Raw genomic sequence first — 13,894 nt, forward strand, 5'->3', positions numbered from 1 at the left:
TCTGTTAAAAATTATTTGTTTTCGTTTGATTTATTTTTCATCATTCTTCTTTTTTCTTTAAGAGCTCTAGGAAACCACAGCAGCGTATGCAAACCGAAGAACGCAAAGGTGCCGACTAATAATAATGTCATTGCCCAAAAAGTATAGAACAAATATGGATATTTGTTATTGTCATGATGTGTAGCATGAGTTAAATAACCGACAAATTTATGATTGGAATTTGGATGACATTTTTTACACGTTTCAACAACATTTGCTCTGCTTAAAGTTGAGTTTGGATCTTCAGGTTTTAATATATTATGTGAACCGTGACAATCATAACATTTAGCCGCTGCAACGTTGCCAAGTTTTGAAACTTTTCCGTGAAATGTGTCAAAGTAAGTTTCCGTTACTTCTTCATGGCATTTTCCGCATTGTTCAATTATTCCCTGCCTAAAGTCGCTTCGTTCAACTCTTTCTATTGAATGGGATTTATGACAGTCATAACAAGTAGGAAGTTTTTTATCCGTCTTTGTTACAGATTTGCTATGAACGCTTTTTTGAAACAATTCATAAATTCCATAATGACATTGCGAACACGTTTTTGCAATATTATTTTCATTAATAGATGAAAGGGGATTGCTTGCAGGAAGTTCTTTGTGACTTGTATGACAATCAACACAAATTGCAGTTACTATCAAACCGCTCTTTTGAAGTCCTTTGCCGTGAATACTTTCAATATAACTTTCTACAATTTTCTTCTGATCGCCTTTGTATCTAACAGCGGCTTTTTCACCTTCTCTATGGCAAGATGCGCATAATGTTGGAATATTTTTTCTAAATGTCATTGATTCCGGATCAGATTTTGGACGAGTTTCGTGTTTCTCATGGCAATCAGTACAATATGGCGCGTCCGTATTTTTTTCTGAATGTAATTTGCCATGATAACTAATCTTGTAATCATTTACTTGCGCCGCATGGCATGAAGAACAGTCAACTGGTCCGCTGTTTAAGCAGACTGGATTATTTGAGATATTGATATTTGTATGACATTTAATACATGAATTATCTTTATGAGCCGAATTTTTGAATTTGTCATAATTAACAGTAAGCGAAACAGCTTTTCCGTTTACAATCTTTTTAAGGTCGCCTTTTACATGACATGACATACAATAATTATCTGTATATTTTTCATCATATATAACGCGTCTTACAGAATGCGGCTGATGACAATCAACACAAGCCGGAATTTTATTAGGTTCCTTTTCCCATAATTTGCCTTCAATTACTTTTACGTGAACTTTTTCAATTTGAGCATGGCATTTTCTGCATGTATTAGCAATATTATTTCTATTGATTGAAGAGTTCGGATCTTGATGCGGTAAAATATTATGTGAATCATGGCAATCACTGCAAACCGCCGTAACTATTAATCCTCTTTTAAATAAACCGTCGCCGTGTATTGATTCAGCATAATTTTCCAAAATATGCTTTTGATCTATATTTTTTAGTTCAGAAACTTTCGTTCCATCCTTATGGCAATCGCCGCAAAGTTGAGGAACATTCATTTTATAAGTTTTAGATTTTGGATTTTTGTTACTCAAAATATTGTGTTTTGTATGGCATGTAATGCAATTTGGCGCTAAATACTTTCCTTTGGAAAGCGCAATTCCGTGAAGACTTTTTTCATACTGCGATACAATTTGAGTATGACATTTTCCGCAGACTTCGTGTAATTGATCTTCCGATAATTTTGCTTTCTTTACTTCATGAGCTGTTCCGCCATGACAACCGGTACACGATAATTTTTCATTGCCGTTTTGGTAATCTTCGTAATGAACGCTGCTTTTGTAAATTGAAACTTGAGAATTGGTATGACAGTCCAAACAAATTTTCAATTCATTTTTCTTTATTTCAGAAGCTTGCTGAATATTATGTTTAGAGTGACAGTTAAAGCACTCAATTTTACCTGAATGTATACTCGAAGAAAATTTTTCTGTATCATGACAAGATGAGCAATCAACTTTAGCAATATTCTCTCCATCTTTATGAGGAATATTTTCAGGATCAAAATTTTGATGACAGTCAACGCATTCCAAATCGGCGTGAACCGAATGTTTGAATTTGTCTTGATCAACAAACAGAGAAACAGTTTTGTTATGTCTTTCTAATGTAAGACTTTTATCTTCATGACAATCTAAACAGACATCCGAAGTTTGAGCAAAAAACTTACACGTAAATAAGAGTACTAATGTTAATAATCTCACTAATATTTCCGGCTTAAATTGGATATAAAGTAATATTAAAAGATTCTGTTATCCTTTAAAAGCTATTAAGAAAATTTTAATTTGTCAACTAATACTATTTTAATGGGAAAAGAATTTCGCAACTATTTTTTCATAATCAAGGTCGTTTAATTCTTCAATTTCGCCTTTAAAAATAGACTCTTTGTTATTATCGTCCGATTTTTTCAGTTTTGAAATTTCTTCCATATATTTTTCAATATCGGCTTGATAAAATGCAACAGCGGATTTTCCAATACTTAAATTTCTAATTTCATTATCCAAACTATCCGCGTCAATTGCGCAAATCCAATTATTTTCATAAGGTGAAATATCGAGCGATTCTTGATTCTCTTTTAAATTGTTATTTACTTGAGTAACATTACCTGTAATTGGAGAATTAAAGATTACTTTTCTGCTGCCTTGTTTTATACTAAATAAAGGTTGATTTTGCTTAATTTTCATTCCAAGATTAGGAAAATCTATATCATCAATTTTCCCTATAATTTTTTTTGCGAAATCATCAATTCCTATTTTTGCTTTACCATCTTGATCAATTGCAAGCCAACAATGATTTTTAGAAATGAATACTCCGCCGGGAATTGCAAACTCACCGGAATTAAAATATTCACTTCCCGTTAAATGTGAAATGTGAACTTGTGGTTTAAGTGTTTTCTTTATTCTATCCTGTCTTTTAATTAAAGATTTTCTGACAAATTCCAAAAGTTCATCTTCTGTAAAAGGTTTTTGAACATAGTCCATGGCACCGAATTTCATTACTTCAACAGCGCTTTCTACCGTGGCATATCCGGTAATTATTATAACGTCTATATCAGGTCTTAGGTGTTTTACACTTTTAGCAACGTCAACTCCATCCATTGATGGCATTTTTAGATCTGTGAATAAAAAATCATAATGATTCATTTGTATCAAATGCAGCGCTTCTTGACCAGTTTCAACTGTGTCAACTGCATAACCGTCAAGGACAAGAATTTTTCTGAAACTTGAAAGAATAATTTCTTCATCATCAACGCAAAGAATCTTTGCTTTTGGATTTTCAACTTCTGCTCTTTTCAATGTTTTGGCTTCTTTGGAAAAATCCAAATTTAAACTAACTTGAAGAACTTTTTCTCTTTCAGTTCTTATTTTCTTTTCCTGTACGCGTTTAATTATAAAACGTATTAAAATATCTGCAACTACGAAAATGATTACAGCTAAAATAAAAAGTGCCATATTTATCTCCTGATTAATATTTAATTCTTAATAGTCCGAACTACATGGTATTAAATTTGTAAGTTCGCTGTCTATATTATTTGGTATAATTCTATATATCCATCCTTCAAAGTAAGGGTCTTTTTCCAGCAGATTTTTTGTTTCAAATATTTGATTATTTATTTCAATTATTTTTCCGCTTATCGGTGATAGAAGCTGATGTATAAGTTCTTTGCTGTCTGTAATTTTTGCGCATACGCCACCTTGATATAATGTTTCGTCACGCCTCATAAGTTCAATAGTTTTAACCGAATTTATTGACTTAAGAAAAAGATCGGTAACGCCAATTAAAATGGTGCCTTCTGCGGAATAACTTAGCCAGCTATCGTGACCTAATCTATAATATTTAGTTGGGCAAGGAACAAAAGCTAGCAATTCATCATTAGATATTTTAGATAAATTGAATTTATCTTTAAATAATTTTTGATAAACCAAACCTCGTGTAACTAAGCTGATAAGTTCTTCTAGAGTAAACGGTTTGGGAATAAAACCAATCGCGCCGTCGTATAAAACTTTTACGGCGTTTTCCAAAGTTGAATAACCGGTTGTAATAATTACTGGTGTTGGTATTCGTTTTTGATTTAAAATTTGTAGAAGTTGAAATCCATCTTTACCCGGCATCATTATATCGCTGATAATCAAACGGTAAGATTTGGTTTCTAGTTTTTCTAATGCTTCATCAACATCAAGACAAGCATCTGAAGTAAGGTTTTCCAAACTTACTATTTTTTGAATTGCGTCTAATATAACGCTTTCGTCATCTATGATTAATATGTCTTTGTTATATTCCATTATGCTTCCGGTAAATGAATTCTAAACATGGTTCCTTTTCCAACTTCGCTGTCAACAGTAATTTTACCTCTATGATTATCTACAATTCCCCAAATTACTGATAAACCAAGACCGGTACCTTTTTGTCCTTTTGTAGAAAAGAAAGGATCAAAAATTTTATCCATATCATTCTTGTCAATTCCGCAGCCGGTATCTGATATCAAAATTTCAACATAATTATGATCCCCGCTTTCATCCATAAAATCCCATTTCTGCCAACTGCATCCAAATCTTGAGCATCCTTTCAAGGTGCCTTGTTCGGGAATTGTAATTTTATATACAGGTGCGTTGCAATTCGGACTTAACTCATTTTCATCTAAAAGAGAAATATTGCATTCAGGGCAAGACAATTGGACATTTTCATTTTTGCTTAAATGAATACCGTAATGATGGTTATGATTTCCGTAAATAGGGTCAAGATGAACAAAGCCTTCATTATTTCCTGATTTTGCTTTCAACTTTATAGATGCTCTTCCATTAATTTTATGATCTTCATCAATTAGATTGTGTCCTTTAGGACAAATTGCTTTCCGAATTTGTGTTATACCGTAAGGAGAGAGTTTTGTCAAATCTGTTTTAATTGAAATCGTTCCGCCTTTACTTCCGATTGCATCTATTGAGTTAACGACTAAATTTAAAATTACCTGCTGAATTTGATTTGCGTCTCCCGAAATTTCAGGAATGTTAGGGTTGAAATCTTTCTTTAAATCAATATGATTGATTTTCAATTGATTAACAACAATAGATAATGCATTATCTATCACTGTGTTTATTTCAACCTTACCTCTTTTAGGAGTTGACTGTCGAGAAAAGTCAAGCAATCCTTTTACAATTTCTCTGCTTCTTTTTGTTTCGCGGACAATCACTTCAAGATCAGCTTTCATTTCAGGATTATCTTTTACTCTATTAAGAAGAAAACTGCTGTATGTTAGAACACCGGTCAGTGGGTTATTAATTTCATGGGCAACTCCGGCCGCAAGTTTTCCAATGGATGCCATTTTATCCGATTGAAAAAGCTGAGTTCTCATTTCGGAAATCTTTTTGGTCATATTATCAAATGAATTTGCGAGTCTTCCTAATTCATCTTTTCTTTTTGAAGCAATTCTGTAATTAAAATTTCCTACGGCAACATAATTAGTCGCGTCTACTAAACTTCTTACTGGTTTTTGAATTAAATTTTTTACCAAAAATCTTACAACGGTTGCTAAAATTAAAGTTGCTATTAAAGCAAATAAAATAACGTTGTATGTACTTTGCTCTGTTAAATGATCAACATCATAAAGTGAAACAGAAATATCCAAAACGCCTAAAACAGTTTTATCTTCAGGATGCGCGTGGCAATCGGCTTCCCAACAGCTTTTCTCATTATAAATTGGATTAATAATTCCTAAAATTCTTGAAGAGTCAGGATTAATTTTGAATATTCTTGTACGTTCTTTAATAGATAATCTTTGCATCGGCTGATCTTTAGCATGGCAAACATAACAGCTCTCGGCGTTTTTATCTACTAGGTCTCCAATTTCTTTTTCCTGTGTTGAATAAATTATTTCGCCTTCTTTATTAAGTATTCTAATATTTCTAATGCTTTTTTCTTCACCAATTCTATTAATAATATTATGGATGTGATCTCTTCTGTTTGAAAGCATATCAAATTTTGTGCTGTAACGTATTGTTTCACTAAGCTGATTTGCATGCCGTTCAACTTCGGATGTTAAACTATCCGATTGTGATTTTATGCTAAAGTAGGCAAACGTTGCCAGTATAAGAATTACAGTTATTGATACCGCAAGAATTAATCGCATTCCGATTTTATTAAATAGAAATACTTTCATTTAACTTTTTCTCCTGGAATGTCATTTGGATAACTTTTATCATCGTGACATTCAACGCAGGTTGGTTTTACATTATAGTTATTTTTGGCATGACAATTTTCACATTCGAATTCTATATGCGTTTCGTCAAATTTTATTCCGGTAATAGTGTGATCGAAAATTCCGTTACTGTCTTTATGGCAATAAACACAATCCTGTTTTAATCCTGTAAATTTATTTTTTTCTTTATGGCATTGACTGCAATCATTTATATTATGGAAGTTTTCTAAAGCAAATCCGGTCTTTAATTTATGATCAAATGGTTTTGCTTCTTCATTCTTGTGGCATTGCTTGCAGTTCTTTTCTGTATTGTGGCAGCTTGAACATCTTGTGTGCTTGTCAACTTTTTTATTTGAAACGGGTTTTTCCTTTTTGTTATGACAGTTTACACAGCTTACTTGTGTATGACATGCGCTGCAGTCCAAACCAAATAGGGAAGAATGATCATTATGAAAATATGTAACGAATTTCCCTTCCTTTGATTTTGTTTGGTAAACTATTTTAACCGGTATTGTAATTTTAGGATGAACTTTTTCTGGAGTCTTTATCATTTTCGATTTTGATGATTTATCAGAGTTTAAAGCATGGCAGCTGTTGCAGTCAGTTTTCTTTTCCCAAGTTTGATGACAGCCGATGCAGAGTCTGTGGTATGCGCCCTTTAAATCCGGCGTGCTTAAATCTTCTCTTACGCGTTTGTTTTCATGACAAGTTGCGCATTTTACAATTTTTCCCGGTGGATTAAAATGATGACAAGAAATACATCCGCCGGACATTAAAGACATTTCAGAATGTAATTTATGTGAAAATTTTACCGGCTGATAAAGATCATTTTCAACTTCGGATTTTGTTAAAATTATTTCATTCGGTCCTTCTTCAGGTGAATGCCTAATAACTTCTGATTTATTTCTTGGGCATGCAATTAAACACGGATTTGCTTTTGTTGGTGTATCGCAAATGTGACATTTTTTGCAGTCAACATCCATCTGAGCATGCGTTTTAAGATTATTTATTTGTCCATAAATTGATGAACAAAAGAACGCAAATACAACAACGAATAATTTTTTTGTTCTCATTTTACAACCCCACGAATAGCATACTTTGTTTTCAGTCCGGTTTTTGATGAAGGAATACTTATAACCGGGAATATTATTACAAATAATCTGTAAATTAAAATTTCGATTGCAACGAAACCAAGTGTTACAGAGATTTCACCAATGGATGGAAAATATGCCTCAATAGAATAGGGAGGATGATAAGCGGTGACGAAATTATTGAATCTGTTCATCAAAATTCCGAATATTACAAGTATGGAACCGATAAATAATCCTGTTGGAGATTTCCTCACTTCGGGTGATAAAAACATTCTAAGAGGAACAACAACTCCAACAATAATTTCTATTGCAAATAATATGCTGATAGTATTTACTTCTGTTAAATAAACAAATGTTTCTCTAATTACCATATCACCAATTTTACCTATCAAATAAACGCCTAATAATGGAGCAATAAATTTTGATAAACTTGAAAGAACTTCGGTCTCAGGTTTTAATCCAAAAGATCTTGACGCGCTCAAAGATTCTGCTATTACCATAGGAAATCCAACCGAAAACGCGCTCAATAAAAATAATAATGGAAGAATTGGTGTCTGCCAAAGCGGATGCATTTTGGGTCCCGCAATTATCATTAAAGTTCCTAATGATGATTGGTGAAGACAAGAAAGTACAACGCCGGCAATAATAAATATGAACATGAATTTTTCCAGAGTACTGTCAAGAATTCTTAAAAACTTGTCAATTATTTTATTGAATCTGCTTAAGAAACCCGGAAGGTTTACTCTTCCAATAAATCTTTCAGTAACAATTGGAAGAAATTCAATATATAATACGCTTACATAAAGCATAACGCAAATACCGACTTCAAATAATGCGGAATTGCCGTTCCACATTACTAGCGGATGCCAAATGAAATACCATCTTCCAATATCAACAAAAACACCCATCGCTACAAAAGTATATCCAAGCATTGCTGTTAATAAGGCAGGACGAATAATTGTTTCATATTTATCTCTGTGCATTATATGACCAAGTGCTGCGGTTGTAAACCCGCCTGCGGCCAAAGCGACACCAGCCGCAACGTCTAATCCAATCCAAATGCCCCAAGGATATTGATCATTTAAATTCGTAACAGAACCAATGCCGAAGAAAAATCTGCCAAGTAGGAATATTATTCCGTTGAGTGCAATTAGACATAAAACTATTACTCCGGGAGTAAAATATTTTTTATTCATAGGAGTTGGAATATGTGAATGGCTCATTATTTATTCTCCTTCTTTGTTTCTCTATCTTTTGACAGCCACATAATTCCGCCAAGTAAAGCGTAAACCGCAATTGGAGGAACGAAGTAGGCAAATAAGCCATGCTGTATTGACTCTGAAACGCCGGGTGCAGGATTGTTTCCCAATTTAGGTAAAACCGTGCCTGCTAAATCTTTGTGTGCCAAATATAACCAAGCTGTTCCGCCAACTTCATATTCACCGAAAATATGATTGAAATATCTATCAGGATAATTTTTTATTCTGCGTCTTGCTTCTAATATCAAATCTTCTCTCTTGCCAAATGTTAGAGCTTCAACAGGACACATTTCTACACAAGCGGGAAGTTTGCCTTCTTTTGTTCTTTCGTAACAAAAATCGCATTTAGCAATTTTGGGATTTAAAGCTTTTTCATATTCGAATGAAGGAATTTGGAAAGGACATGCAACCATGCAGTAACGGCAGCCAATACATTTATCCGTGTCCCAAACCACCGAGCCATTTTCTTTTTTGGAGAAAGCGCCGACTATGCAAGCTGAAACACAAGCCGGATGATCGCAGTGCATGCATTGTAATTTAACCGTGGCAGGATCTTCATCCTTAAAATATTTATTTACAACTGTAAGACTTTTTGCCGATGGTCTTCTTTCATTTTCAAAAGTATCGTCATTTTGATAATCCTCAAAACTACCTTGCTCAATATTATGAGCTCCTTTGCAAGCCCATTCACATTTTCTGCAGCCAATACAAACAGTTGAATCTACTAACACTCCATTTCTTTCATTGCTGAGAATATTTTCCGGAGCTGCTTTGCTCGTCTTTGGAGTAATAGATGAAAGCGCAGTTCCACCGGCTCCTATTGCAGCAATTGTCTTTAAAAAATCTCTTCTGTTATGCGGCATAAGTTATACCTTAATTTATTTCTAAAATTGATTTCCATATCTTATTTATTCATGTATTTTGATAATTCGTAATATTCGTTTTTTTTCATGCCATCAATTTTCTTTGAATGTTTTTAATGTAAATATATAAAAATAATATAATAAGACAAAAAGAGCTTTTATTATTGTTTTGTAAATCACATCTACAAACTTTATTAGATTGAATAATTTTTGTACTTTCACTAACTAAAATTTTAATTTTGTGAGAAAAATGGAAGACATTAAAAAATTGGATAATCTAAGAGAAAAAATAAATAACCTCGATAATGATCTGCTGAAATTACTTTCTGAAAGAAGAAAATTAAGTAATGAAGTTGTTGAATCAAAAATTGAGACTGAACAACCCATTAGAGATTTGGATAGAGAAACCGAACTTTTATCTAGAATAATAAATTCCGGTAAAAAAATGGGATTGGATTCACATTATGTGTCAAAAATATTCTATGATATAATAGACGATTCGGTTCGCCTGCAGCAAAACCATTTCCAAAAATCGATATTTGAAAATGATTCGGATGTAATTAGAATTGCAATACAAGGAATTGATGGATCTTACAGTTCAATGGCTGCAAAAAAGTTTTTTGCTCAGTTCAACAAAGAAATTATTTTCATAAGTAAAGAAAGATTTGATGAAGTTGCTTTGGAAGTGGAAGAGGGCAGAGCGGATTTTGCAATGCTTCCAATAGAAAATACGACTTCCGGCGGAATAAATGAAGTATATGATTTGCTACTTCATACAAAACTTTCAATTATCGGCGAGGAAAAATTTCAAGTAAAGCATTGTTTGGTTGGGTCCGAAAATTCTACATTAGGCAAACTCGAACTAATTTTTGCTCATTACCAAGCAGCGGCCCAATGCAATAAATTTCTTGCTACTATTCCCAACGTGAGACTTGAATATTTTGCTGATACAGCTCTTTCCGCCAAAAAGATAAAAGATGAAGGAAAAGTTGAGTACGGGGCAATTGCCAGTGAAGAAGCGGCAAAATTTTTCAAGCTGAAAATTTTACAGAGAGAAATCGCAAATCAGCCGGAAAATTTTACCAGATTCTTAGTTTGCTCGAGAAGACCTCAAAAAGTTGATTTAAGAATTCCCGCTAAAACATCTTTGGTAATGGCAACTGCTCATACAGCCGGTTCACTTTTAAAAGCACTTGCCGTTTTTGGAAAATTTGAAGTCAATATAGAAAAACTTGAATCAAGACCAATAATTGGAAATCCATGGGAAGAAATGTTTTATTTGGATTTTGAAGGAAATATTCATGATGAAAAAATAAAACTGCTTTTTGATGATTTAGGAATTCATACAAGGTTTTTAAAAATTTTGGGCTGCTATCCAACAAAAGAAATTGGTAAAGCATCTCTAGATTTTCTTGCGGCAACTTCAGGAAAAAATGAAGAACTGAAAAAAGCCGAACCTCAAATTGTTACCGAAAATCCTAAAAAAACTTCAAAACCAAAAAGTTATAAATTGGCAAGCAGGGATTATAAATCTGATGATACAATAATTAAAGTTAACGATGTTGAAATCGGAGGAAATAATTTTGTTGTAATTGGCGGACCATGTTCAGTTGAATCTCATGAACAGATTTTTGAATGCGCAAAATTTGCCAGAGAACACGGAACTCAAATTTTAAGAGGCGGATGTTTTAAACCAAGAACTTCACCCTATAGTTTTCAAGGAATTGGTTTTGAAGGCTTAAGCGAATTAAATGGTGCAGGTAAAAAATTTGATATGCCGATTATTACCGAAGTCCTTTCTTCTGAACAAGTTGCCGAAGTCGCCCTTCAGTCAGACATAGTTCAAATAGGCGCAAGAAATATGCAGAATTTTGCTTTACTTAAAGAAGTAGGCAGAATTCACAGACCTGTAATGTTGAAAAGAGGAATGATGTCATCATTAGATGAATTATTAAACGCAGCTGAATATATTTTAGCTCATGGAAACAGACAGGTAATTCTTTGCGAAAGGGGAATTAGAACCTTTGAAACAGCGTCAAGAAATACATTGGACTTAGGCGCAATTCCATTCTTAAAAGAAATGACCCATTTGCCTATCATTGTTGATCCATCGCATGCAATTGGCGTAAGAGATAAAGTTGCTCCTTTGGCAAAAGCCGCTAAGGTAGTTGGTGCTCACGGAATTATGATTGAATTTCATCCTGATCCCGATAAAGCTTTAAGTGATGGTGAACAATCACTTACATTTGAGCAATACGGTAATTTAATGAAAGAACTGCACGACTTGAAATAATTAAATGAAAATTAAAGATACGGTCTTTGTAAAGATTGTATCTTTATGTTTTTCTATTTTACCCAATCTGATAATTTATAAAGTAATCAATTACTATAAAATGTAAGTATAGTTTATCAAAAATAAGCTGTAGCTTGAATTTGTATTTGTAAATGTTAAACCGTAATCAAAATTAAATCCTATTTTTGAATGCAAATCTATTTGATAGGCAAAATTTAAACTGAGAAGTAATCCTAAATTCCAAGTATTTATATCACTGAAGGATCTGTCATTCAAGTAAATTAAACCAAGACCTTCATTCACATAAAAATTTTCATTTGGATTTTGAACCAAGATAATTGATGTTCCAGCGGAATAAAAATATGAAAAATATTCTATTCTTGTATTTCCAGGAAGAAACCTTTCTAATTTTTGAGCAGCTGAAAGATGAAACTGAAGTTTGTCAAAATATGTAAACGGCGATTGAAATTCGTAATATAATTTTCCGCCAAACACAGTTTGAGATGGGAAATTTCCCATAAATGAACCAATACCAATACCGGCTCCAATATTATTGTATTGAGCATTTATTTCGGCAAAAAGCAAAAACATTAGCAGAAAGATATTTTTATAATTCATAATGTTAATTGACTTATACTAATTACTCTTTGCAAAATTTAAAAGTGAATTACCGGTCATTCTTGTTAAAATCCATTCTGTTTTTAATTCAGCTCCAATCTTTTTATAAAATTCTATTGCAGGAGTATTCCAATCTAAAACCGACCATTCGAATCTTCCGCAATTTCTTTCTATTGCAAGTTCAGCCAAGAATTTTAACATTTTTTTCCCAAAACCGTTTCTTCTAAATTCCTCAAGAACATAAAGATCTTCAAGGTAAATCCCTTTCTTTGCCAAAAATGTTGAGTAATTATGAAAGAAAAGCGCAAAGGCAACGGGTTTATCATAATAATATCCCAAAATAACTTCGGCATTGCTTTTTTCATCGAACAATGTTTTTTTTAAATCTTCTTCCGTGGCTTCTACTTGATACGATAATTTTTCATATTCCGCCAATTTCTTAATAAAATCCAAAATGACCGGAACATCATTTATTTTGGCAAATTTAATTTTGAAGTTTTCCATATTTTCAATTTTTTTTATTTCAAGTTAGAAAAGTTATTTAACATAAGCCAACTAAACTGATATTTAGAAAATTTCTTCGCTATATTTTGTCCTCAAATTTAAGAGCTTAACATTGGATAAATCTGAATTAAAAGCATACCTAGCTTGGGTTTCAATATGTATAGTTTGGGGAACAACATACATTGCAATTAAAATTGGAATTGAATCCGTTCCTCCGATGATTTTCGCCGGATTAAGATGGATTATTGCCGGACCAATTTTACTTTTAATTTTACTCTTACTTAAAATAAAATTGCCTCCCAAAAGTGAAATAAAACACTTAATACTTATCGGAATAATGCTGATAGGTTTTTCAAATGGATTTTTGGTTATTGCAGAACAGTGGATTCCAAGCGGACTCGCAAGTTTATTAATTACAACAATGCCGTTTTGGGTTGTTGGAATTGAATCAATTTTACCCAATGGTCCAAAATTCAATAAAAATATTTTTGCTGGATTGATAATTGGATTTATAGGAGTTTCAATAATTTTTATCGGTGATTTCGAAAACTTAGTAAAGCCCGGATATTTTTGGGGTATATTTTTCATCTTGTTAACAATAATCGTTTGGGCAACAGGCAGCATTTACGCAAAATATAAGAAGTTTAATTCTTCTCCTTTTATGAGAGCCGCAATTCAAATGATTTCCGCCGGAATTCTTCAGCTTGTAATTGCTTTGTTTTTAGGAGAGTTTAATAATTTTTCTATGGATTCAAATGGATTTTGGGCGATTATTTATTTGGTAATTTTCGGATCATTTTTAGGTTATGCTGCTTATATTTATGCGATTTCAATTCTTCCTGTTACATTTGTTTCTACATATTCCTATATAAATCCAATTATAGCTTTGTTTCTCGGTTGGTTTTATCTTGATGAAAAAATTGACATAACTATTATTCTCGGAACAATGATAATATTTTCCGGTGTGGCTTTAGTCCAATTTGGAAACTTAAAAGAAGTTAAGAAAATCTAATATTATAAATTCAATAATT

Annotated in this window: 11 protein-coding genes; 2 read left to right on the forward strand and 9 right to left on the reverse strand. The window is 32.7% G+C overall.

Going from position 1 to position 13,894, the window contains the following annotated elements:
- Positions 1-11: 11 nt before the first annotated feature.
- The 7 genes from IPK06_15235 to IPK06_15265 all read right to left on the reverse strand — a co-directional run bounded on the left by IPK06_15235 (position 12) and on the right by IPK06_15265 (position 9,448).
- Complete coding sequence (locus tag IPK06_15235; GenBank protein ID MBK7981328.1) at positions 12-2,246, reverse strand: hypothetical protein; 2,235 nt, start codon at positions 2,244-2,246, stop codon at positions 12-14.
- A gap of 99 nt (positions 2,247-2,345) precedes the next feature.
- On the reverse strand, positions 2,346-3,494 hold the full coding sequence (locus IPK06_15240; protein ID MBK7981329.1) for a response regulator: 1,149 nt from the start codon (positions 3,492-3,494) through the stop codon (positions 2,346-2,348).
- A gap of 27 nt (positions 3,495-3,521) precedes the next feature.
- Complete coding sequence (locus IPK06_15245) at positions 3,522-4,325, reverse strand: response regulator (GenBank protein MBK7981330.1); 804 nt, start codon at positions 4,323-4,325, stop codon at positions 3,522-3,524.
- On the reverse strand, positions 4,325-6,166 hold the full coding sequence (locus tag IPK06_15250; protein MBK7981331.1) for a HAMP domain-containing protein: 1,842 nt from the start codon (positions 6,164-6,166) through the stop codon (positions 4,325-4,327). The genes IPK06_15245 and IPK06_15250 overlap by 1 nt, the downstream gene beginning before the upstream one ends.
- A gap of 26 nt (positions 6,167-6,192) precedes the next feature.
- Positions 6,193-7,308 carry a hypothetical protein gene (locus IPK06_15255; GenBank protein ID MBK7981332.1) on the reverse strand — a complete coding sequence of 372 codons (1,116 nt, stop codon included), beginning with the start codon at positions 7,306-7,308 and terminating at the stop codon, positions 6,193-6,195.
- On the reverse strand, positions 7,305-8,549 hold the full coding sequence (gene hybB / locus IPK06_15260; protein ID MBK7981333.1) for a Ni/Fe-hydrogenase cytochrome b subunit: 1,245 nt from the start codon (positions 8,547-8,549) through the stop codon (positions 7,305-7,307). Before hybB ends, IPK06_15255 begins: the two co-directional genes overlap by 4 nt.
- Positions 8,549-9,448, reverse strand: a complete 900-nt coding sequence (locus IPK06_15265) for a 4Fe-4S dicluster domain-containing protein (GenBank protein ID MBK7981334.1) — start codon at positions 9,446-9,448, stop codon at positions 8,549-8,551. The genes hybB and IPK06_15265 overlap by 1 nt, the downstream gene beginning before the upstream one ends.
- 250 nt (positions 9,449-9,698) lie before the next feature.
- Between IPK06_15265 and IPK06_15270 the strand changes: the two genes are divergently transcribed.
- Positions 9,699-11,741 carry a bifunctional 3-deoxy-7-phosphoheptulonate synthase/chorismate mutase gene (locus tag IPK06_15270; protein ID MBK7981335.1) on the forward strand — a complete coding sequence of 681 codons (2,043 nt, stop codon included), beginning with the start codon at positions 9,699-9,701 and terminating at the stop codon, positions 11,739-11,741.
- A gap of 93 nt (positions 11,742-11,834) precedes the next feature.
- Here IPK06_15270 and IPK06_15275 read toward each other — a convergent pair whose 3' ends face one another.
- Together IPK06_15275 and IPK06_15280 are read right to left on the reverse strand one after the other, a co-directional pair.
- Positions 11,835-12,332 carry a hypothetical protein gene (locus IPK06_15275; protein MBK7981336.1) on the reverse strand — a complete coding sequence of 166 codons (498 nt, stop codon included), beginning with the start codon at positions 12,330-12,332 and terminating at the stop codon, positions 11,835-11,837.
- 45 nt (positions 12,333-12,377) lie between these two features.
- Positions 12,378-12,863 (reverse strand): GNAT family N-acetyltransferase, encoded by a 486-nt coding sequence (locus IPK06_15280; protein MBK7981337.1) that lies wholly within the window; start codon positions 12,861-12,863, stop codon positions 12,378-12,380.
- 112 nt (positions 12,864-12,975) lie between these two features.
- Here IPK06_15280 and IPK06_15285 point away from each other — a divergent pair, with 112 nt between their 5' ends.
- Positions 12,976-13,875: an EamA family transporter gene (locus tag IPK06_15285; protein ID MBK7981338.1), complete on the forward strand. Its 900-nt coding sequence runs from the start codon at positions 12,976-12,978 to the stop codon at positions 13,873-13,875.
- The last annotated feature ends 19 nt before the right edge of the window (positions 13,876-13,894 follow it).

This window comes from Ignavibacteriota bacterium (genome assembly GCA_016713565.1).
Classification (GTDB): Bacteria; Bacteroidota; Ignavibacteria; order Ignavibacteriales; family Melioribacteraceae.

What these genes read in the sequence shown, in the direction of transcription:
- IPK06_15245 (MBK7981330.1), bottom strand. Translation starts at nt 4,325, where the DNA reads ATGGAATATAACAAAGACATATTAATCATAGATGACGAAAGCGTTATA.
- IPK06_15275 (MBK7981336.1), bottom strand. Translation starts at nt 12,332, where the DNA reads ATGTTTTTGCTTTTTGCCGAAATAAATGCTCAATACAATAATATTGGA.
- hybB (MBK7981333.1), bottom strand. Translation starts at nt 8,549, where the DNA reads ATGAGCCATTCACATATTCCAACTCCTATGAATAAAAAATATTTTACT.
- IPK06_15265 (MBK7981334.1), bottom strand. Translation starts at nt 9,448, where the DNA reads ATGCCGCATAACAGAAGAGATTTTTTAAAGACAATTGCTGCAATAGGA.
- IPK06_15255 (MBK7981332.1), bottom strand. Translation starts at nt 7,308, where the DNA reads ATGAGAACAAAAAAATTATTCGTTGTTGTATTTGCGTTCTTTTGTTCA.
- IPK06_15270 (MBK7981335.1), top strand. Translation starts at nt 9,699, where the DNA reads ATGGAAGACATTAAAAAATTGGATAATCTAAGAGAAAAAATAAATAAC.
- IPK06_15240 (MBK7981329.1), bottom strand. Translation starts at nt 3,494, where the DNA reads ATGGCACTTTTTATTTTAGCTGTAATCATTTTCGTAGTTGCAGATATT.
- IPK06_15280 (MBK7981337.1), bottom strand. Translation starts at nt 12,863, where the DNA reads ATGGAAAACTTCAAAATTAAATTTGCCAAAATAAATGATGTTCCGGTC.
- IPK06_15250 (MBK7981331.1), bottom strand. Translation starts at nt 6,166, where the DNA reads ATGCGATTAATTCTTGCGGTATCAATAACTGTAATTCTTATACTGGCA.